Annotated in this window: 18 protein-coding genes; 13 read left to right on the top strand and 5 right to left on the bottom strand. The window is 69.1% G+C overall.

Annotation, left to right across the window (positions count from 1 at the left end; translation table 11 throughout):
* Positions 1-46 precede the first annotated feature (46 nt).
* The 3 genes from ACZ4RZ_RS01705 to ACZ4RZ_RS01695 form a co-directional block, all read right to left on the bottom strand.
* Positions 47-1,027, bottom strand: a complete 981-nt coding sequence (locus tag ACZ4RZ_RS01705) for an ABC transporter permease (protein ID WP_467740991.1) — start codon at positions 1,025-1,027, stop codon at positions 47-49.
* A 96-nt stretch (positions 1,028-1,123) separates the two neighbouring features.
* The gene (locus ACZ4RZ_RS01700; RefSeq protein WP_467740989.1) at positions 1,124-2,887 is read right to left on the bottom strand and encodes an ABC transporter substrate-binding protein; all 1,764 of its coding nucleotides are present in this window, start codon (positions 2,885-2,887) and stop codon (positions 1,124-1,126) included.
* Positions 2,888-2,963: 76 nt separating this feature from the next.
* Entirely contained in the window at positions 2,964-3,953 is a 990-nt protein-coding gene (locus ACZ4RZ_RS01695; protein ID WP_467740987.1) for an ABC transporter permease, read from the bottom strand.
* A gap of 529 nt (positions 3,954-4,482) precedes the next feature.
* Here ACZ4RZ_RS01695 and ACZ4RZ_RS01690 point away from each other — a divergent pair.
* The 5 genes from ACZ4RZ_RS01690 to ACZ4RZ_RS01670 are packed head-to-tail and all read left to right on the top strand — an operon-like array spanning position 4,483 to position 10,198.
* On the top strand, positions 4,483-6,114 hold the full coding sequence (locus ACZ4RZ_RS01690; protein WP_467740986.1) for a peptide ABC transporter substrate-binding protein: 1,632 nt from the start codon (positions 4,483-4,485) through the stop codon (positions 6,112-6,114).
* A 57-nt stretch (positions 6,115-6,171) separates the two neighbouring features.
* Positions 6,172-7,095: an ABC transporter permease gene (locus ACZ4RZ_RS01685; RefSeq protein ID WP_467740984.1), complete on the top strand. Its 924-nt coding sequence runs from the start codon at positions 6,172-6,174 to the stop codon at positions 7,093-7,095.
* Complete coding sequence (locus ACZ4RZ_RS01680; protein ID WP_467740982.1) at positions 7,088-8,122, top strand: ABC transporter permease; 1,035 nt, start codon at positions 7,088-7,090, stop codon at positions 8,120-8,122. The genes ACZ4RZ_RS01685 and ACZ4RZ_RS01680 overlap by 8 nt, the downstream gene beginning before the upstream one ends.
* A gap of 5 nt (positions 8,123-8,127) precedes the next feature.
* Positions 8,128-9,144 carry an ABC transporter ATP-binding protein gene (locus ACZ4RZ_RS01675; protein ID WP_467740980.1) on the top strand — a complete coding sequence of 339 codons (1,017 nt, stop codon included), beginning with the start codon at positions 8,128-8,130 and terminating at the stop codon, positions 9,142-9,144.
* On the top strand, positions 9,137-10,198 hold the full coding sequence (locus tag ACZ4RZ_RS01670) for an ABC transporter ATP-binding protein (protein ID WP_467740978.1): 1,062 nt from the start codon (positions 9,137-9,139) through the stop codon (positions 10,196-10,198). The genes ACZ4RZ_RS01675 and ACZ4RZ_RS01670 overlap by 8 nt, the downstream gene beginning before the upstream one ends.
* 153 nt (positions 10,199-10,351) lie before the next feature.
* On the opposite strand, the gene ACZ4RZ_RS01665 is transcribed toward ACZ4RZ_RS01670, so the two are convergent.
* Entirely contained in the window at positions 10,352-12,496 is a 2,145-nt protein-coding gene (locus ACZ4RZ_RS01665) for a S9 family peptidase (protein WP_467740976.1), read from the bottom strand.
* A 188-nt stretch (positions 12,497-12,684) separates the two neighbouring features.
* On the opposite strand from ACZ4RZ_RS01665, the gene ACZ4RZ_RS01660 reads away from it, so the two are divergent.
* The 8 genes from ACZ4RZ_RS01660 (at position 12,685) to ACZ4RZ_RS01625 (ending at position 20,380) form a co-directional block, all read left to right on the top strand.
* Positions 12,685-12,879, top strand: coding sequence for a hypothetical protein (locus ACZ4RZ_RS01660; RefSeq protein ID WP_467740974.1), 195 nt, complete (start codon positions 12,685-12,687; stop codon positions 12,877-12,879).
* 48 nt (positions 12,880-12,927) lie between these two features.
* The gene (mshB, locus tag ACZ4RZ_RS01655) at positions 12,928-13,836 is read left to right on the top strand and encodes an N-acetyl-1-D-myo-inositol-2-amino-2-deoxy-alpha-D-glucopyranoside deacetylase (RefSeq protein ID WP_467740973.1); all 909 of its coding nucleotides are present in this window, start codon (positions 12,928-12,930) and stop codon (positions 13,834-13,836) included.
* 31 nt (positions 13,837-13,867) lie between these two features.
* Positions 13,868-14,287 (top strand): DUF6113 family protein, encoded by a 420-nt coding sequence (locus ACZ4RZ_RS01650; RefSeq protein ID WP_467740971.1) that lies wholly within the window; start codon positions 13,868-13,870, stop codon positions 14,285-14,287.
* A 160-nt stretch (positions 14,288-14,447) separates the two neighbouring features.
* A complete protein-coding gene (locus ACZ4RZ_RS01645; RefSeq protein WP_467740969.1) occupies positions 14,448-16,691 on the top strand; it encodes a hypothetical protein in 2,244 nt (747 codons plus the stop codon).
* A gap of 176 nt (positions 16,692-16,867) precedes the next feature.
* Positions 16,868-17,815, top strand: coding sequence for an ABC transporter ATP-binding protein (locus tag ACZ4RZ_RS01640; RefSeq protein WP_467740967.1), 948 nt, complete (start codon positions 16,868-16,870; stop codon positions 17,813-17,815).
* On the top strand, positions 17,812-18,552 hold the full coding sequence (locus ACZ4RZ_RS01635) for an ABC transporter permease (protein WP_467740966.1): 741 nt from the start codon (positions 17,812-17,814) through the stop codon (positions 18,550-18,552). Before ACZ4RZ_RS01640 ends, ACZ4RZ_RS01635 begins: the two co-directional genes overlap by 4 nt.
* Positions 18,553-18,557: 5 nt before the next feature.
* Entirely contained in the window at positions 18,558-19,769 is a 1,212-nt protein-coding gene (locus ACZ4RZ_RS01630; protein ID WP_467740965.1) for a sensor histidine kinase, read from the top strand.
* Positions 19,766-20,380, top strand: coding sequence for a response regulator (locus ACZ4RZ_RS01625; protein ID WP_467740963.1), 615 nt, complete (start codon positions 19,766-19,768; stop codon positions 20,378-20,380). The genes ACZ4RZ_RS01630 and ACZ4RZ_RS01625 overlap by 4 nt, the downstream gene beginning before the upstream one ends.
* Positions 20,381-20,555: 175 nt before the next feature.
* Here the strand turns inward: ACZ4RZ_RS01625 and ACZ4RZ_RS01620 are convergent, their stop codons facing one another.
* Positions 20,556-21,407: a transglutaminase family protein gene (locus ACZ4RZ_RS01620; protein WP_467740961.1), complete on the bottom strand. Its 852-nt coding sequence runs from the start codon at positions 21,405-21,407 to the stop codon at positions 20,556-20,558.
* Positions 21,408-21,440 lie beyond the last annotated feature (33 nt).

Raw genomic sequence — 21,440 nt, 5'->3', positions numbered from 1 at the left:
GAGGGGGGTGATGCCGGGGGTTGCTGTCGGGGGCGGGTGCCCGGGGTCAGGCGAGCCGGATCCGCGGGTCGATGAAGGCGTAGACGGCGTCCACGATGATGTTGAAGAAGACGATCGCCGAGGCTGCGACCAGCGTCACGCCCAGCAGCATGGGCAGGTCGTTGGCTTCCACCGCGGTGACCGCGAGCCGGCCGATGCCCTGGAGGCTGAAGACCGACTCGGTGATGATCGCGCCACCGATCAGCGTGCCCAGGTCGATGCCGAAGATCGTCACGATCGGCCCCATCGCACCGCGCCACGCGAAGCGGAAGAAGACCGTGCGCCGGGACAGCCCCTTGGCACGTGCCGTCCGCACGTAGTCCTCACTGAGCTGCTCCACCAGCTGGGAGCGCGTCATACGGGTGTAGTTGGCGGTGAAGATGATGGACAGCGTCAGCCACGGCAGCAGGAGTCCGCCCGCCCAGGCGGACGGGTTCTCGGTGAACGGCGTGTACGAGGGCTGATCGAGGATGCCGAGCTGCTGCACCAGGAAGTACATGGCGATGTAGCCGACGAAGTAGATCTGCAGTGAGGAGCCGATCAACGAGAACGAGCTGGCGATCTTGTCGGCCGCCTTGCCCTGCTTGACCGCGGCGATCATGCCCGTGCCGACGCCGATGATCAGGAAGAAGAACGCGGCACCCAGGGCGAGCGAGATCGTCGTCGGGAAGCGATCCATGATCGTGCCGAGGACCGGCTCACGGTTGGTGAACGAGAAGCCCAGGCACGGCGCGTTGCAGTTGCCGAGGCCGCCGTAGTCGCGTCCCACGAAGAGGCCCGCCAGCCAGTGCCAGTACTGCACCGGAAGCGGGTCGGCGATCCCGAGGTTCTGCCGAACCTGCTCAAGAAGGTCCTTGGTGCAGACCTTGCCGCACGCCATACGGGCCGGGTCGCGCGGGATCGCGTAGAAGAGCATGAAGGTGACGGCGCTGATGATCAGCAGAATCACAAGTGCGCCGATTACGCGGCGGACTAGAAAACGGAACATGTGGCGTGACTTTCCGGACGGGGCGCCGTCGCCGGGTGTGGGGAGCGTGTGAGGTGGGACCGGGGCGGCGGCGGTTGCCGCCGCCCCGAAGCGGGATCAGGCCTTCGCGGCGTAGACCTTGCCCAGCGCGATGCAGGTGTTGCCGGAGTCGTAGATCACGCCGCCGACCTTGGAGCCGTGGAAGTAGTTGCGGATCGGGTTGTAGTCCGGAACCACCGCGGCGACCTGCATGATCTGCTCGTCGATGTTGCCCCACATCGTGGCGGCCTTCTTCGGGTCGGCCTCGATGGTGGCGGCGGCGATCGCCTTGTCCACGCTCTTGTCCTTCAGCTGCGGCCAGTTGACGCCACCGTCGGCGATCTGGCTGCTGTCGAAGCAGGGCTGGATGACGGCGTAACCGGCCGGCCAGTCCGGGCCCCAGCCGGCGGCGAACATGTCGTACTGGTTGTCCAGCTGACCGATCTGGCTGTAGAAGGACGTCTTGTCGACCTGCTTGAGGACCGGGGTGAAGCCGGCCTTCGTCAGCGCGGTCTTGATCGCGACGGCCTGCTTGACGGAGTTGTCGGACTGCTGCATCGCGACGACGATGCGCTGCCCCTCCTTGCCGGCCTCCTTGAGAAGCGCCTTGGCCTTCTCCGGGTCGCCCATGGGCTTCGTCTTCTTGTTGTAGAGGTCGAAGTCCTTGTGGCCCGGGGTGAGCGGGCTGATGATCGTGGTCGCGGTCGCGGTGGAGAGCGAGCCACCACGGATCTGCTTCAGCTGCTGCGACGGCCACGCGAAGTTGAGCGCCTGGCGGACCTTGACGTCCTTGACGCGCGTGGTGTTGATCGCGAAGTAGTAGCAGGTGGTGTCGACCTGGGTCAGCACGCGCTTCTTGAGCGTCGCGTCGGTCATCACCTTCTGGATGCGCTCGGGAGCGACCTCGTTGAGCAGCGACAGCGTGAACTGGTCGTTGCCCTTGTCGGCGATGTAGCGGTCCGTGGACGCCAGGGACTGGAAGCCGAACTGGAACACGAACTTGTCCGGGTACGCGTTGCGCAGCGGGTCCGTCTCGGCGACCCAGTGCGTGTTGCGGACCAGCGTCGCCCCCTTGCCGATGCTGCGGCTGTCGATCTTGTACGGGGCGCAGGAGTACGGGCGCTTGTCGTACTTCTCCTTGGTGTCGTGCTTCTTGGGCACGATGGAGAAGCCGCGCATCGCGACCATGAAGTTGAAGTCGGCGTGGGCTTCCTTCAGCTTGAAGGTGATGGTCTTGCCGTCGACCTCGATCGAGTCCAGGTGCTTGCCCTCGTAGGGACCCTTGTACTTGTCGCCGCCGACCAGCCAGCTCTGCGGGTAACGGGGGCCCTGGGTGACGAACTTGGCGAAGAGGCGCTCGAAGGTCCAGCGGACGTCCTCGATCGTGACGTCGGCGCCGTCCTCCCACTTCACGTTGTCCTTGAGCGTGAAGGACCAGGTCTTGCCGCCGTCCGACGCGGTGCCGGCGTCAGTGGCGAGGTCACCCACGAGCGTGGTGGCGCCCTTGGAGTCGACCTTGTAGCCGGTCAGACCACGCAGGAACAGAACCGAGCAGGCGCCCTCGTACGAGGAGTAGAGCTGCGCCGGGTCCAGGTGGTCCCAGTCGATCTGGTCCAGCGTGTAGATCGTCCCGCCCTTGACCGCACCCTCGACCTCGGGGGCCGGACCGGTGGAGTCGGCCTTGGTGCCGACGGCGATGGTGGCGGCCTTGGCCTTGTCCACCGACGGAGCCTTGCTGCTGCCGCTCCCGCCCCCGTTGCCGCTGCTGCAGGCGCTCAGGACCGTGGTCGCACCGGCCGCCACACCAGTGGCTATGAGGAAGTTTCTGCGGGAAAAGGACATGGCTTACCTGCCTCGAGGAGGGTGGATGAGAGAAGTGCTACCAGCCGGACTACGGTGACCGGAGCTGGGGTGGGACTCAGCGCTTGGACTTCGGGTCGAGTGCGTCGCGTACCGAGTCTCCGAGCAGGTTGAAGGCGAGTACGAAGATGATCATCGAGACGCCAGGGAAGATCATGAAGGTGATGTCTTCGGTGTAGAAGCCAGCACCGCGCTGGATCATGACGCCCCAGTCGGGGGTCGGGTCCTGGATGCCGACGCCGAGGAAGGCGAGACCCGCTTCGGCCGTGACGTAGGCCGGCAGCATGAGCGTGGACTGGATCAGGATCGGCGTCCACAGGTTGGGCAGCAGTTCCTTGAAGACGATGCGGCGGGATGACGCTCCGGTCACCTTCGCGGCCTCGACGAACTCCCGCTCGCGCAGGCCGAGTACCTGGCCACGCAGCAGACGTGCGATGGAGGCCCAGCCGAAGGCGGAGAGCACGAGGATCAGGCAGGTGGCTCTGAGCCAGGACGGCACGTCCTCGTTGAAGGGGACGAAGAGGCCGTAGACGACCGGCATGAAGGCGATGAAGAACAGAGTCGACGGGAACGACAGCAGGATGTCGATGACCCGGCCGACGAAGTAGTCCGTCTTTCCGCCCAGGTAACCCGCGGTGACGCCGATCACCACGCCGACCAGCGTGGTCAGCAGCGTGGCAGCGGTGGCGATCATCAGCGAGGTGCGGATGCCGTAGATCAGGAAGGTGAAGACGTCCCGGCCGAGCTGCGGCTCGATGCCGAACCAGAAGTCGCCGTCGATTCCGCCGTTGGGCTTGACGGGGAAGGCGAAGTCGTTGAGCAGGCCGGGGGTCTCCTGACCGTACTGCTCGTACGGGTTCTTGCCGTACAGCTTGGCGATCAGCGGGGCGCAGATCGCGACCAGGAAGAAAAAGACCACGATGTAGGCCGATATGACGCCCGTGCGGTCACGCTTGAAGCGGGTCCAGGCCAGCCGTCCTGGGGAGCGACTCTCGTTGCCCTTGGGCGTCGAGGGAGAAGCCGACTTCTCGACGCTCTCGTCGGTCACCTCTAGCGGGGCAGCCGCAGATGGAGTTGGGGGGGTCATGGTGCTCCAGGCCCGATGCGGTCAAGGACTCCGCAGGGCGCTCCCTACGGGCTACGCCGGACTTTTTCAACGCAATTCATTCAAGGTCAATAAATTCTCGACCCCCTTGGGTTTCTCTTTACTTTCTTTACCTCGACTTGACCTTAGCGTAACTACGCGTGTAGCGCACCGTGGCCGTTCCGTGTCCAGAATCGGGCCAACTACGCCAATCGGGCAAGGGGTTCGATATGCGGACGGCGGAGTCTCGGAATGCGTACATCTGGTGCACGGAATCCAACGGTTCCGCATCGAACGGCGAAGATCCATTGCGTTGGTCATCCGGAGTGGCCGCGTCCAGATGCATCCGGGTGGTGCGGCCACTCGGAAGGGTGGGGTGAAATAGCGATACACCCCGTATGGGCCGATATTGGGCGCTAAAGGCACAGCGCACCGGAGCCGACTTCCCATGCCCCGGCGCCGACGGCACAGCGCACTCTTGAGGAGGCACTCCATGCGTGGAGCCACGCACGCCAAATGGGCCGCTTGCGCGGCGGCGGTAGCCCTCACGGCGACTGCCTGCGGGGGCGGAGGGGGCAGCGGCGGCGGTGGCAACGACTCCGGGACGCTCTCCTCCTCCTGGGGAGACCCGCAGAACCCGCTGGAGCCGGCCAACACCAACGAGGTGCAGGGCGGCAAGGTCCTCGACATGATCTTCCGCGGCCTGAAGCGGTACGACGCCAAGACCGGCGCCGCCGAGGACATGCTGGCCGACAAGATCGAGACCTCGGACTCGCAGAACTTCACGATCACCGTGAAGGACGGCTGGAAGTTCAGCAACGGCGAGGCCGTCACCGCGCAGTCCTTCGTCGACGCGTGGAACTACGGGGCCAGCCTCAAGAACAACCAGAAGAACGCGTACTTCTTCGGGTACATCGAGGGCTACGACAAGGTCCATCCCGACTCGGGCAGCCAGAGCGCCGACACCCTCTCCGGGCTCAAGGTGACCGGCACGAACACCTTCACCGTCAAGCTCAACCAGAAGTTCTCGACGTTCCCCGACACCCTCGGCTATGTGGCCTACGCGCCGCTGCCCAAGGCGTTCTTCGAGGACCACGCGGCCTGGGTGCAGAAGCCGGTCGGCAACGGGCCGTACACCATCGACTCGTACACCAAGGGCTCGCAGATGGCCCTGAAGAAGTGGGACGGCTACCCCGGCGACGACAAGGCCCAGAACGGCGGCGTGACCCTGAAGGTCTACACCGACAACAACACCGCCTACACCGACCTGCTGGCGGGCAACCTCGACCTCGTCGACGACGTGCCCGCCTCTCAGCTCAAGAACGTGAAGAACGACCTCGGCGATCGCTACATCAATACACCGGCCGGCATCATCCAGACGCTCGCTTTCCCGTTCTATGACAAGAACTGGGACACGAGCGGGGCCCAGAAGGTCCGCCAGGGGCTGTCCATGGCGATCAACCGCGACCAGATCACGAACACGATCTTCCAGAAGACCCGCACCCCGGCCTCCGACTGGACCTCGCCGGTGCTCGGCACGGACGGCGGCTTCCAGGACGGGCTGTGCGGTGACTCCTGCAAGTACAACCCGAGCGAGGCCAAGAAGCTGATCCAGGAGGGCGGCGGCCTGCCCGGCGGCCAGGTCAAGCTCTCCTACAACGCGGACACGGGCTCCCACAAGGAGTGGATCGACGCCGTCTGCAACTCCATCAACAACGCGCTCGGCAACGACAAGGCGTGCGTCGGCAACCCGATCGGCACCTTCGCCGATTTCCGCAACCAGATCGGCCAGCACAAGATGCAGGGTCCGTTCCGGGCCGGCTGGCAGATGGACTACCCGCTGATCCAGAACTTCCTGCAGCCGCTCTACTACACCAACGCCTCCTCCAACGACGGCAAGTGGTCCAACAAGGACTTCGACAAGCTCGTCGACCAGGCCAACGCGGAGACCGACACCAGCAAGGCGGTGAAGCTCTTCCAGCAGGCCGAGGGGGTCGTACGGGACAACATGGCCGCCATCCCGCTCTGGTACCAGAACGGCAGCGCCGGCTACTCGGAGCGGCTCTCCAATGTGGCGCTCAACCAGTTCAGCGTCCCCGTCTACAACGAGATCAAGGTCAGCTGAACCGTCCAGGGGGCGAACCCGCGTCAGGGGTTGGCCCCCTCTATCTCCGGAGCCCCCATGGGACGGTACGTAATCAGGCGTCTGCTGCAGATGATCCCGGTCTTCTTCGGCGCCACACTGCTGATCTTCCTGATGGTGAACGTGATGGGCGACCCCATCGCGGGCCTGTGCGGCGAAAGACAGTGCGACCCCGCCACGGCCGCCCAGCTGCGCAAGGAGTTCGGCCTCGACAAGCCCCTGTGGCAGCAGTACCTGAACTACCTGGGCAACATCTTCACGGGCGACTTCGGCACTGCCTTCAACGGGCAGAAGGTCACCGAGCTGATGGCCTCCGCCTTCCCGGTCACCATCCGGCTGACGATCGTCGCCATCCTCTTCGAGATCGTCGTCGGCATCGCGCTCGGCGTCATCACCGGGCTGCGCCGCGGCCGGCCCGTCGACAGCGGCGTGCTGCTGCTCACCCTCGTCGTCATCTCCGTGCCGATCTTCGTCACCGGTCTGCTGCTCCAGCTGCTGCTCGGCGTCGAGTGGGGCTGGATCAAACCGTCCGTCTCCCCGGAAGCCACGCTCAGTGAGCTGATCGTGCCGGGCCTCGTCCTCGCCTCCGTCTCCCTCGCCTATGTCACCCGGCTGACGCGGACCTCCATCGCGGAGAACAAACGATCCGACTACGTCCGCACGGCCGTCGCCAAAGGCCTGCCCCGGCACCGGGTCATCACGAAGCATCTGCTGCGCAACTCGCTGATCCCCGTCGTCACCTTCATCGGCACCGACATTGGCGCACTGATGGGCGGTGCGATCGCCACCGAGCGGATCTTCAACATCCATGGTGTCGGCTACCAGCTCTACCAGGGGATCGTGCACCAGAACACCCAGACCGTCGTCGGCTTCGTGACCGTCCTCGTCCTCGTCTTCCTGGCCGCCAACCTGCTCGTCGACCTCCTCTACGCCGTACTCGACCCGAGGATCCGCTATGCCTGAGCAGCCCCCGTACGAGCCCGGGGCACTCCGGGGCCCAGGGCCCGGGAGGCCCGAGGGTCCTCCCCCGGAAGACCTCGCCATCGCCCCGACCGGCATGGGAGGAACCATGGACCTCGGCACCAGCGAGGCGGAGACCCTCGAGAAGACCCCGGGAGGACCGGAGGGCACGGGTCCGCAGGAGAAGCCCAGAAGTCTTTGGTCCGACGCCTGGCGCGATCTGCGGCGCAACCCCGTCTTCATCATCTCCGCGCTCGTCATCCTCTTCCTGGTCGTCATCTCGATCTGGCCCTCGCTGATCACCTCCGGCAACCCGCTCCAGTGCGACCTCTCCAAGGCCCAGGAAGGTTCGCAGCCGGGGCACCCCTTCGGCTTCGACGGCCAGGGCTGCGACGTCTACACGCGGACGGTGTACGGAACCCGCGTCTCGATCAGCGTCGGCGTCTGCGCCACTCTCGGCGTCGCGTTCCTCGGCTCGGTGCTCGGCGGCCTCGCCGGGTTCTTCGGCGGGCTGGGGGACTCCTTCCTGTCCCGGATCACCGACATCTTCTTCGCCATCCCCGTCGTGCTCGGCGGTCTTGTCCTCCTCTCCGTGGTGACCAGCAATACGATCTGGCCGGTCATCGGGTTCATCGTGCTGCTCGGCTGGCCGCAGATCTCCCGCATCGCGCGCGGCTCCGTCATCACCATCAAGCAGAACGACTACGTACAGGCCGCCCGCGCCCTCGGCGCCTCCAACTCACGGCTGCTGCTGCGGCACATCACGCCCAACGCCGTCGCGCCGGTGATCGTGGTGGCGACCATCGCGCTCGGTACGTACATCTCCCTGGAGGCGACGCTCTCGTACCTCGGAGTGGGCCTGAAGCCACCGACGGTCAGCTGGGGCATCGACATCTCGTCGGCCTCCGCCTACATCCGCAACGCCCCGCACATGCTGCTGTGGCCGGCCGGAGCGCTCGCGATCACCGTGCTCGCGTTCATCATGCTCGGCGACGCGGTGCGCGACGCCCTCGACCCGAAGCTGAGGTGACCGCCGTGCTGCTCGAAGTGCGCGATCTGCACGTGGAGTTCAGAACCAGGGACGGGGTCGCCAAGGCCGTCAACGGAGTCACGTACAGCGTGGACGAGGGCGAGACGCTCGCCGTGCTCGGCGAGTCCGGCTCCGGCAAGTCGGTCACCGCGCAGGCCGTGATGGGCATCCTCGACATGCCGCCCGGGAAGATCACCGGCGGTGAAATCCTCTTCCGGGGCAAGGACTTGCTGAAGTTCAAGGAGGACGAGCGGCGCAAGGTCCGCGGCGCCGAGATGGCGATGATCTTCCAGGACGCGCTGTCCTCCCTCAACCCCGTGCTCAGCGTCGGCGACCAGCTGGGCGAGATGTTCACCGTGCACCGCGGGATGTCGCGGAAGGACGCCCGGGCCAAGGCGATCGAGCTGATGGACCGGGTGCGGATCCCGGCGGCCGCCGACCGGGTGCGCGACTATCCGCACCAGTTCTCCGGCGGTATGCGCCAGCGCATCATGATCGCCATGGCGCTGTCCCTGGAACCCGCGCTGATCATCGCCGACGAACCGACCACCGCGCTCGACGTCACCGTCCAGGCCCAAGTCATGGACCTGCTGGCCGAGTTGCAGCGCGAGCTCAACATGGGGCTCATCCTCATCACCCACGACCTCGGGGTGGTCGCGGACGTCGCCGACCGGATCGCGGTGATGTACGCGGGCCGGATCGTCGAGTCGGCGCCGGTCCACGACATCTACAAGGCCCCGGCGCACCCCTATACGAAGGGGCTTCTGGAGTCGATTCCACGGCTCGACCAGAAGGGCAAGGAGCTCTATGCGATCAAGGGCCTGCCGCCCAACCTGATGCGGATCCCGCCGGGCTGCGCCTTCAATCCGCGCTGCCCGATGGCCCAGGACATCTGCCGGACCGATGTGCCGCCGCTCGCTGAGGTGGACGAGGACCGCAGGAGCGCCTGCTTCTTCTGGAGAGAGACGCTCGATTCCGGGAGCGGCGGGGGAGCGAGCGCGGCGGGAGAGTCCGATGCCTGAGGCGATTCTCGAGGTCAGCGGCCTGGTCAAGCACTACCCCCTCACCCAGGGCATTCTCTTCAAGAAGCAGATCGGCGCCGTCAAGGCGGTCGACGGCGTCGACTTCCATCTCGGCCGGGGCGAGACCCTCGGCATCGTCGGCGAGTCCGGCTGCGGCAAGTCGACGGTCGCCAAGATGCTGGTCAACCTGGAGAAGCCGACGGCCGGGACGATCAAGTACTACGGCGAGGACATCACCCGGCTGTCCGGCAAAGCGCTGAAGGCCGTGCGCCGCAACATCCAGATGGTCTTCCAGGACCCGTACACCTCGCTCAACCCGCGCATGACCGTCGGCGACATCATCGGGGAGCCGTACGAGATCCATCCCGAGGTCGCGCCGAAGGGCGAGCGCAGGCGCAAGGTCCAGGACCTGCTCGATGTGGTCGGGCTCAACCCCGAGTACATCAACCGCTATCCGCACCAGTTCTCCGGCGGCCAGCGCCAACGCATCGGCATCGCACGGGGGTTGGCGCTGCGCCCCGAGATCATCGTCGCCGACGAGCCGGTCTCCGCGCTCGACGTCTCCGTGCAGGCCCAGGTGATCAACCTGCTGGACAGGCTCCAGGGCGAGTTCGACCTGAGTTACGTCTTCATCGCGCACGACCTCTCCATCGTGCGGCACATCTCCGACCGGGTCGGCGTGATGTACCTCGGGCGGATCGTGGAGACCGGCAAGGACGCCGAGATCTACGACCACCCGACACACCCCTATACCCAGGCCCTGCTCTCCGCCGTGCCCGTGCCCGACCCGGAGGCCCGTGAGCACCGGGAGCGGATCATCCTCACCGGGGACGTGCCCTCGCCGGCGAACATCCCGTCCGGATGCCGCTTCCGTACCCGTTGCTGGAAGGCGCAGGAGCGGTGCGCGCTGGAGGTGCCGCTGCTCGCGGTGCCCGCGGAGTTCCGGCTCACCGAGGGCCCGGCCGCGCACGACTCGGCCTGCCACTTCGCCGAGGAGAAGCAGGTGGTACCGCCGGAGGAGCCACCGGACTATCATGGCGGCGCGGCGAAATAGCCGTATAAATGCGCACCAACCGCGTTAACACGCAGGCAACTTGGCCGACCCGATCCCGATATACGGACGCGTCAATCTGAACAACGTACGGCCGTGCGGGTGCCGTAAACGGACCGGGGCGCGCCATGTCGCCCCGGTCCGTTGCCGTGTCGGCTAGGCCGGCCCCAGGGAGCGCTTCAGGAAATCGACCTGGAGCAGCAGCAGGTTCTCCGCGACCTGCTCCTGCGGGGTCATGTGCGTGACCCCCGACAGCGGCAGCACCTCGTGCGGGTGGCCCGCGGCCAGCAGCGCAGAGGACAGCCGGAGGGCGTGTGCCACCACCACGTTGTCGTCCGCGAGGCCGTGCACGATCATCAGCGGCCGGTGCGGCTCGGCGGCCGCGGAGAGCCCCTCGTCGGTGATCAGCGAACTCTTCGCGTAGGTGTCCGGGGTCGCCGCCGGGTCACCGAGGTACCGCTCCGTGTAGTGGGTGTCGTACAGCCGCCAGTCCGCGACCGGGGCCCCCGCGATGCCCGCGTGGAACACGTCGGGGCGGCGCAGCACGGCGAGCCCCGCGAGCCAGCCGCCGTACGACCAGCCGCGGATCGCCACCCGGGACAGGTCGAGGGGGAAGGTCTCGGCAAGGCCCTGGAGCGCGTCGACCTGGTCGTCGAGAGAGAGCGTGAAGTCGTCGCGGATCGCCTTCTCCCAGGCGGGGGAGCGGCCGGGGGTGCCCCGGCCGTCGGCGACGATCACCGCGAAGCCCTGGTCGGCGAACCACTGCGAGGTGAGGTGGGCGTTGTGTGCGGCGAGCACCCGGGGGCCGTGCGGGCCGCCGTAGGGGTCCATGAGGACCGGGAGGAGATTGTCACCGTCGTAGTCAGTGGGCATAAGCACGGCGCATGGGATTTTCCGTGCGCCCCCCTGCGTGAGGGTCACGCGCGGGGACAAACCAGGACTTTCGGCATATGAGGGCACGGTCGCCACACGCTTTCCCTCGCGCAGCACCTGTACCTGGGTGCCCGGTTGGTCGAGCACCGACGAGACGAGCACGGTCACGCCTCCGGCGCGCACCGCCGAGTGCACGCCGGGCTCCTGTGAGACGCGCTCCATGCCGAGCTCGTTGACGCGGTACACATGCACTTCGCCCGTTTCCGGGGCGGCCGCGGCCTCGCCCGCCGACGCCGAGATCAGCACGTCGTCGTCCGACACGTCGAGCACTGCGCGCACATGCAACTGCGGTCCCGTCAGCGGACGTTCACCGAACGCGAGCACCCGCGCGCCGCCCTCGTCGGCGATCCGCACCAGCTGTCCGCCGGGGCTCCAGCACGGCACACCGGCGAAAAGATCCAGCCATTGTGGATCTTCGTCCGCGTGCACCATGCGGGTCGCCCCGGTGTCCGGCGCCACGGCCAGGAACAGCTGGCTGCGCTGATCCCGGGCCTGCACCAGGATCAGCGGCGCACCCGCCGCTGACCAGTGCACATGCGCCAGATACGGGTAGCGTGCCCGGTCCCACACGACCTCCGTGCGTACCCCGTCGAGGCCGATGACGAAGAGTTGTACGTCCGCGTTGGCGCTGCCGGCCACCGGATACGCGACCCGCTGCGGATCGTGTTCCGGATGCGCCGGATCGGAGATCCACCAGCGCTGTACGGGCATGTCGTCGACCCGCGCGACGAGCAGCCGGTCGCTCTCCGGCGACCACCAGAACCCACGTGAACGCCCCATCTCCTCGGCCGCGATGAACTCGGCCAATCCATAGGAAACCGAGTCCGATTCGGGCTCCGCGAGCGCGCTGTCGTCCTCGCCCTCGGCGCCGACCACACGCAGGGCGCCCCCGGCGACGTACGCGACGAGCCGTCCGTCGGGGGAGGGGCGAGGGTCGATCACCGGTCCCGGGACCCGGAGTTCACGTGCCGTGCCGGCTCGCAGCTCCGCCGTGAAAAGCCGCCCTGACAAGGCGAAAGAGGCCAACTCGACCGCCGTGTCGGTGGCGTAGCCGACGACCCCGGCACCGCCCTCGCGGCTGCGCTCGCGGCGCGCCCGTTCCTCCGGCGACAGATGCTCGGTGGCGCCCCCGAGCAGCGCCGCCGGATCGGCCGCCACCCTCCCCCAGCCTCCGGCCGGGGGGACCCCCACCTCGCCCTCCGCCACATCGAGGACCCACAGCTGATTCGCCCGGTCCGTACCGGAGCGGGACCGCAGGAACACGACACGGGAACCGTCGGGAGACACGGTGAACGCGCGGGGTGCGCCGGAGGTGAACCGCTGGGTGCGGGCGTACCGGCGCGGGAAGGAAAGAGGCTCGGTCGTCATGCCTTGACCATATTGGCCATGCGCCCCCTTGTGCGGCCGTGCGCCGATCGATGCGCGCGTACGGATAGTTATGATCACTAGCGCTGCGTGGGTATCAACCTGCTGGCTGTTGTATGGATTTACCGACCCCCCGTGTCCGACCCCCATACCGGACCCCAAGTCCCTGGGATCTTTGGAGGTGAGCCGCCGTGGCACTCTCGATTTCGGCGGTGGTGCTGCTGGCGATCATCGTCTTTCTTCTGATCAAGAAGTCAGGGCTGAAGGGCGGGCACGCCATCGTGTGCGTCCTGCTCGGGTTCTACCTCGCCTCCTCCACGGTCGCTCCCACGATCAACGAGCTGACCACGAACATCGCGGGCATGATCGGCAGCATCAAGTTCTGAGCCGCGCCCGGCCGAGTGGCCGGGCGCTCGCCTCGTAGGGTGGGTTCCATGACGGAACTGCCCGACCGGCGTCTGCTCCTCGTGCACGCGCACCCGGACGACGAGTCGATCAACAATGGCGCGACCATGGCCAAGTACGCGGCCGAGGGCGCCCATGTGACGCTGGTGACCTGCACCCTCGGCGAGGAGGGCGAGGTCATCCCGTCCGAGCTCGCGCATCTGGCACCCGACCGCGACGGCGGGCTGGGCCCGCACCGGATCGGTGAGCTGACCGCCGCCATGAAGGAGCTGGGCGTCACCGATCACCGGTTCCTCGGCGGCCCCGGGCGTTTTCGCGACTCCGGGATGATGGGCGTCGCGCAGAACCACCGCGCGGGCGCCTTCTGGTCCGCCGACGTCGACGAGGCCGCCGAGTACCTGGTGGAGGTGATCCGCGAGGTACGCCCCCAGGTGCTCGTCACCTATGACCCGCACGGCGGCTATGGGCACCCGGACCACATCCAGGCCCACCGCGTGGCCATGCGCGCCGCCGAGCTGGCCGCCGAGGCCGCCTTCCGCCGGGACCTCGGGGACCCCTGGGAGATCGCCAAGATCTACTGGAACCGGGTGCCGCGCCCGGTGGCCGACGACGGCTTCGCCCGGCTGCGCGAGACGCTGCCGCGGCTGCCGTTCACCGAGGCCGCCACCGTCGACGACGTACCGGGCGTCGTGGACGAGCCGGTGATCACCACCGAGATCGACGGGACCGCGTACGGCGCCGCCAAGGCCGCCGCGATGCGGGCGCACGCCACCCAGATCGAGGTGGCCGAGCCCTGGTTCGTCCTCTCGAACCAGCTCGCGCAACCCCTCTTCACCACCGAGTACTACGAGTTGGTGCGCGGGGAGCGGCCGGCGACGCGGGAGACGGACCTGTTCGCGGGCATCGTGACCGGTCGGGGAGAGGCGGGCGTGCGATGAGGACGACCGATCGGCGAGAGGCGGATGTGCGATGAGTACGACGGGACAGCGCGGGAGCATGCTTGCCCAGCCGCTGACGCGGCCCTCGGGCGGGCGGATGGCCGCCTACCTGGGACTCTTTGTGCTCGGCACGGTGGTCGGGGCCGCCGGGGCGCTGGTGCAATCCGGCTGGTTCCCGGGCGGGTTGCTGCTCGCGCTGGCGGGCGCGGCCGGACTCTTCCTCGGCGGCGCGCGGGCGACCGGGTCCCGGGCCGGGGCCGTGGCGCCCGCGGCCGGCTGGATGGTCGCCGTCGTCCTGCTCACCGCCAGCCGCCCCGAGGGCGACTTCCTCTTCGGCGCGGGAGTCGTCTCCTACCTCTTCCTGCTCGGCGGCATGGCCGTCGCTGTGATGTGCGCCACCCTTGGGCAGGGGCGGCAACCGGACGGCTCAGGCGTCCGACTTGGCAAGTGACGTACCACTTCGCCGTATCCAACAGGTGCGGGTCCCGTGGGGGTTTCCTTCCCGGGCGAGGTTTGCGCGCCGGAGACGGCCAGTATGGTGGTGCGCGCCGCCGAGCTGCCCGAGATGAGGTCGAGTAAACGGGCGGCGGAGCCAACCGGGAGAACCTGCCTTGAGTCGTGAAACTGACAGTTCGTCCTCCGGGCCCAACGGGCGCGGTGGAGCCGCGTACCCGTCGGGGACGCCGCCGTACGGGACCCCCACGGCTTCCGAAAGCGGTGCCGACGCGGGCCGTTCGGCCACCGGCAACCCGCCGGAGGAGCGCAAGACCGAGACCACGCTGACGACGCGGATCCGGATCAACATCCCCGGATCGCGGCCCATCCCGCCCGTCGTTGTCCGCACACCGGTCGGGGACGCGGACGCGTCCACCGAGGGTGCCGACGGCGCCGGTGCAGGCGCGGAGACGCCGCGGGGCGCCGGTTCGCCCACGAGCGCGTCCGCGGCGACGGCCACCACCGCGTCCCCCACCGCGTCCACGACCACGTCCACTTCCATGGGCGCGTCCGCCCTCGCGGGCAGTCCCGCCGGGGCGCCCGCCGCGGCCGAGGAGAAGACGAGCGACTGGTTCGCACCCCGCAAGGCCGGTGCGCCCAAGGGCGGGCCGGGCGGCGGGTCCACCAACGGGGCGGGCCTGCCGGGCGGTTCGGGTCCCGCGGGCGCGGCCGACTCCACGGGAGCGCAGGGCGGGCGTCCTGGCGCTCCGGGCGGTGCGCGTCCGAGCTCCGCGCACGGTGCCGGTCCGCTGGGTGCCACCGGCGGCGCCCGGCCCGGCGGTGCGAACGCCCCCCGCCCCGGCGGCGGTACGAACGGTGCCGGGCTGCCCGGTGCCACCGGCGCTGGACCCGTGGCACCCGGCCACGGCGGCGGCACCGGTTCCTTCGACGTCTCCGCGGCGCTGAACAACACCGGCTCCTTCCCGTCCGTCGGAGCCGGCAGCGGCGGCGAACCGCGCCGCGACGATCTTCCGTACTTCTCGGAGGGCGGTCAGGGCGGCCCCGCCGGCCCGACCGGCGGTCCGGTCACCGGAGACGGCCCGCTGGTGCCGCCGGTCGGTCCGGGCGCGGCACCGGGCAGCCTGGCCGCGGGCCCGGGCCCGGGATACCCGGGAGGCGCTCCCGGCGCGCCCGGTGTCACCCCGCACGGCGGTCTCAGCGGTGGTCTCAGCGACGACACCGCGATCCTCACGCCGCAGAAGCCTGCCCCCGAGCCGGGCGCCGGTGGCTACGGCGGCCCCGTGGACAACGTCTCCGGGCACACGCTGACCAGCGGCATCCCCGTCGTACCGCCCGCCCAGAACTCCCCGTTCGGGCCGGGCACGCACACCGACGGCCCGTTGCCGCACACCCCGCCGAAGCTGCCCGCGCCGGTCCAGCAGCCCCCCGCTTCGTCGAAGCCGGCGAAGAAGAAGGGCCGCAGCAAGCTGAAGCTCCTGGGCGTCGGCGTGTTCGTCGTCGCCGGTGGCGCCTACGGCGCCGGGCTGCTCATGAACCACTCGGACGTGCCCAAGGGCACCACCGTGCTCGGCGTCGACATCGGCGGCGGCACCCGGGACGAGGCCGCCAAGAAGCTCGACGACGCCTTCGGCGCCAGTACGAACAAGGCGCTCAAGCTGTCGGTCGACGGCGACACCGTCTCGCTCAAGCCGGACCAGGCCGGGCTCCAGCTCGACAGCCAGGCCACCGTCCGCGCCGCCGCGGGCAGTGACTACAACCCCGTCTCGGTGATCGGCTCGCTGTTCGGCCAGGAGCGCGTCGTCGAGCCCGTGATGCCGGTCGACGAGGAGAAGCTGCAGGCCGCCCTGGAGCGCGCCGCGGGCGGCTCCGGCTCGGTGAGCGACGGCACCATCAAGTTCGAGGCCGGCAAGGCTGTCGCCGTGTACGGCAAGGCGGGCAAGGGCATCGACGTCGCGTCCTCGACGCAGGCCGTCGAGGACGCGTACCGCACCCAGGTGGAGACCGGCACGACCACGCCGGTCAAGGTTGCCACCAAGACCCGTCAGCCGACGGTCTCGAACGCCGAGGTCGACCGGATGATGACGAAGTTCGCGAAGCCGGCGATGTCCGCGAACGTCACGGTGCGCACGGATGCCGTCCACACCATCTCCTTCAGCCCGCAGAACTCCATCTGGAAGTTCCTGAGCGTGCAGGCGGTCAACGGCAAGCTCGTCCAGCACTACGACCTCAAGGTCCTCAAGGAGCTGTACGGCGGTGCCTTCGACGGGGTCACGATCACCAAGGGCGACGGCAGCAAGAAGGCCGTGAGCCCCGAGGACGTGGCCTCGGCTCTGGGGCAGGCGCTGCTCGGAAAGACGACTGCCGACCGCATCGTCACCATCTCCACCAACCCCAGCTAGCGGGCGCTCGCGCTGCCGCTCTCCGGAGGGCACCCGGCCATGGTCTCCCTGGCCGGGTGCCCCCCTGTCGTACGCCAGGACAGGACGGGGGAGAGGCGCGGTATGACATCTGTCATCCGCGACTGAGGACACGCAGCACTGCCGACGGCCCCTCCCGCGCCGCCACGATGGATCACATGACAACGACTGCGACGGCCACCACCTCGGTGGTCGGGTTCGAATCGGTGACCAAGGCCTACGGGAGCGTCCGGGCCGTCGACGGGCTGACGCTCGACCTGCACCCGGGCGAGACCGTCGCTCTGCTGGGGCCCAACGGCGCGGGCAAGTCGACCACGCTGGACCTGCTCCTCGGTCTCAAGCACGCCGACAGCGGCGCGGTCCGGGTGTTCGGCACCACCCCGCGCGAGGCGATCGTCGCAGGCCGGGTGGGCGCCATGCTGCAGAGTGGCGGGCTGATGGACGAGGTCACCGTCGGCGAACTGGTCAAGCTCGCCTGCGATCTGCACCCCAAGCCGTTCCGGGCCACCGACGTACTGGCCCGTGCGGGCATCTCGGGGATAGCCGACCGCAAGGTCAACAAGCTTTCCGGCGGCCAGGCCCAGCGTGTCCGCTTCGCCCTCGCCACGGCCGGTGACAGCGACCTGATCGTCCTCGACGAGCCCACCACTGGCATGGACGTCTCCGCCCGTCAGGCCTTCTGGGCCACCATGCGCGAGCAGGCCGACCAGGGGCGTACGGTCCTGTTCGCCACGCATTACCTGGAGGAGGCCGACGCGATCGCGGACCGCGTGCTGGTCCTGCACCGAGGCCGTCTGCTGGCCGACGGCACCGCCGCCGAGATCAAGGCCAAGGCCGGCGTCCGCCGCATCGCCTTCGACCTGGAGGGCCCGATCGACGAGGGTGCGCTGCGGTCGCTGCCCTTCCTGACGTCGATGACAGTGTCCAACAGCGGCTCCACCGCGGGGTCGGGCCAGACCGTCCGCATCCAGTCCTCCGACGCCGACGCGACCGTGCACGCGCTGTACGGGCTCGGTGTCTACCCCCGCAATCTCGAAGTGGCCGGGCTCGGCCTGGAGCAGGCCTTCGTCGCCATCACGGCCGCCGAGGAGGCGAAGTCGAAGTGAACAGCCTCATCAGACTGGAACTCGCCCGCGCGCTGCGCAACCGCAAGTTCCTGTTCTTCTCGGTGATCTACCCCTCGGCCCTGTTCCTGCTCATCGCGGGCAACGCCGACAGCACGGCCAAGGTCGACGGCACCGGCCTCACCATCCCGACCTACATGATGGTCTCCATGGCCTCCTTCGGCGCCCTGACGGCCGTCCTGATGGGCAACAGCGAGCGCATCGCCAAGGAGCGCGAGAGCGGCTGGGTGCGGCAGCTGCGGCTGACCACCCTGCCGGGCCGCGGCTATGTCCTGGCGAAGACCGCCAGTGCCGCCGTCGTCAGCCTCCCCTCGATCGTGATCGTCTTCGTCGTCGCCGCGGCCGTGAAGCACGTACGCCTGGATGCCTGGCAGTGGCTCGCGCTGACCGGGGCGATCTGGGCCGGCAGCCTCGTCTTCGCCGCGCTCGGTGTCGCCATCGGCTACCTCGCCAGCGGCGACGCGGTCCGCCCGATCACCATGATCACCTACTTCGGCCTTTCGATGCTCGGCGGCCTGTGGATGCCGGCGACGACCTTCCCGGACTGGCTGCAGAACATAGCGAAGTGGCTGCCCACGCACGCGTACGCTGCGCTGGGCCAGGCCATCGAACAGAGCCAGGCCCCGCACGCCAAGGACATCGCCATCCTCGCCGTCTTCTTCGTCCTGTTCGCGGGCGGCGCGGCCTGGCTGTACCGGAAGGACACGCTGAAGGCGTGAGTGCCATGACGGAAGACCCGCGGTGCGACGACGAGTCCCGGTCGGAGCGGCTGATGCGTACGGGGCAGCCGCCCCGCAACCGGGCCGAGCTGCGGCGCAAGGTGCTGTGGATCGGCGTCTGGCTCGTGTTCCTGAGCTCACCGGTGAAGGACCTCGTCTCCGGGCACCACACCACCGGTGGCACCGTGGCGGGCTGGCTCGGCCTCGCGGCCTTCGTCGGGGTGTATCTGTCGCTGGTCTTCCGGAACATGGGCAAGCCCTTCACCGGACGGCTCGTCGTCGGCCTCATCCTGGTCCTGGGCGCGCTCGCCACCCTGCTGTGCCTCACACTCGGCGGCGCCTGGCTGGGCCTGTACTGCTACGTGTCCGTCGCCTGCGGGTCCACCCTGCCGCTGCGGCTGGCGTACGGCGCGATCCCGGCGACGACCGGCGTGATGCTGCTCGTCGGCAGCCGGGTCGACCGGGAGGAGGCCCAGAACCTGGCCCTGCTGGTGCTGCTCATCGGATTCGCCATGACCGGCGTCGGTCAACTGGTCCGTACGACCATCGAGTTGCGCAAGGCCCGCGCCACCGTTGCCCAGCTCGCCGCCAACGAGGAGCGCCTGCGCCTCGCCCGCGATCTGCACGACCTGCTCGGCCACTCACTCTCCCTCATCACCCTGAAGAGCGAGCTGGCGGGCCGGATGCTCCCCGACGACCCCGAGAAGGCGGCTCAGCAGGTCGCGGACATCGAACAGGTCAGCCGCCAGGCCCTGGTGGACGTGCGCGAGGCGGTCACGGGTTACCGGCGGCCCCGGCTGGCCGGCGAACTCGCGGGCGCGCAGGTCGCGTTGACCGCCGCGGGCGTCACCGCCGACCTTCCGGCCGAACCGGACCTCGGCGGCGTCCCCGAGGAGAGCGAGTCCGCGCTGGCCTGGGCGCTGCGCGAGGCGGTCACCAATGTCGTACGGCACAGCGGGGCCCGGCGCTGCGCGGTGGAGGTCGTCCGACGTCAGACGCTGGACGGTCCGGTGCTCGAACTGTCCGTGGAGGACGACGGCTCGGGCGGTTCAGGGGGCGCCCACGGCAACGGTCTGACCGGGCTGACCGAGCGCCTGGAGAAGGCGGGCGGATCGCTGGAAGCGGGGAGGGTGCGGCGCGGCTTCCGGCTGGTCGCGCGCGTACCGACGGAGGCCCCCCTTGCCGTGGGCGGCCACCCCGTAGGATCCGGGGCATGAGCCGCACGATCAAGGTCCTGCTCGCCGAGGACCAGTCGATGGTCCGCGAGGCGCTGGCCGCGCTGCTGGGCCTCGAACCGGACATCGAGGTGGTCGCTCAGGTGGCGCGCGGCGACGAAGTGCTGGCCGCGGCCCGTGCCTTGGACGTCGATGTCGCGCTCCTCGACATCGAGATGCCCGGCCGGACGGGCATCGAGGCGGCGGCCGAACTCCACAAGGAGCTTCCGCGTCTCAAGCTGGTCATCCTCACGACCTTCGGCCGTCCCGGCTATCTGCGCAGCGCGATGGAGGCCGGCGCCGACGCCTTCCTCGTCAAGGACGCTCCGGCCGCCCAACTCGCCGAAGCCGTACGCAAGGTACTGGCCGGTGACCGGGTCATCGACCCCACCCTGGCAGCCGCCGCTCTCGCCGAGGGTGCCAACCCCCTGACCGACCGCGAACGCGAGGTCCTGCGCGCGGCGGCCGACGGCTCCACCAACGCGGAGCTGGCCACGATTCTGCACCTGTCCCAGGGCACCGTCCGCAACTACCTCTCCACGGCCATCCAGAAACTGGCGGTCCGCAACCGCGCGGAAGCGGTCCGCACGGCGAGGGAGAAGGGCTGGCTGTAAGGCAGCGGCCAAGCGTCGTTTCGCCTCTGCCCCGCCCCCGCCCGTCCCGTATCCGGGGTTCTGCCGCCCCTTTCAGGGGCGCGGGGAACTGCGCGACAAGCCCCCCACACTCGCAGCCGAAAGGCGGATACGGGACGGGTAGGGGCGGAGGGGGCGAAAAAGCCCTTCCCCGGCTTCAGTTGAGCATCGCCCGCGCGGCCTGGGCCTGTTGGCGCACCCGGGCCGCGGCCGGTTCATCGACGGCGGCCACCACATCGGCATACGCGTCGAGTTCGGCCGCACCCCCAAGGAAGTCGCCACGCTGGACGAGGAGTTGGGCGCGCTCGTAGCGCAGCCGCGCCGGATGCGAGGGCAGCAGCAGGGACAGCTCCACGGCCCACAGCGACACGTCGGAGCGCTCCGGCCGGGCGGCGGCCCAGGCCCGGATGTTGTTCAGGATGCGCAGCACGACGTCGAGCGTGTCGGCGGGCGAGAGCATCGACGGGTCGAGCGGGGCACCGGTCGCCCCCGCGACGAGCAGCTCCGCGTCGGACCCGGTGAGGACGCGCCCCCCGTCGAAGGGATCGGCGAGCACCTGCTGCTCGGGCGGCCCGAAGCCGACGACGAAGTGCCCCGGCAGCGCGACCCCGTACACCGGCGCACCGGCCCGCCGCGCGACCTCCATCCACACCACGGAGAGCAGGATCGGCAGCCCGCGCCGCCGCCGCAGCACCTCGTGCAGCAGCGAGGACTCCAGCCGCTGGTAGTCGGCCGGCGCCCCCCGGAACCCGCAGCGCCCGCCGAGCAGCTCACCGAGCGCGGCCGCCCAGGACCGCGGCCCGCCCGGGCGGAACGGCAGCTGCCCCGCCAGCCGGTCCAGCTCGATCTGCGCCGCGTCCATCCCGGCCTCGTCCAGCGTCCCGTCCGCCGCGGCCCCCACCAGCAGGCACAGCAGCGCCAGATCGGGCCGCTCGGCCCGCGCCTCATCGGCGAACCGCCGCCGCACCTCGGCGGCCCGCTCCGGTTCCGGTGGCTGAGGGGAACGCATAACTGGCTCGTGCCCCTTCACGCCGATCGATAC

The sequence above is a fragment of the Streptomyces sp. NPDC027189 genome (assembly GCF_055566975.1).
The sequence above is the reverse complement of the archived record's forward strand: the minus strand, read 5'-3'. Positions and strand labels throughout refer to the sequence as shown.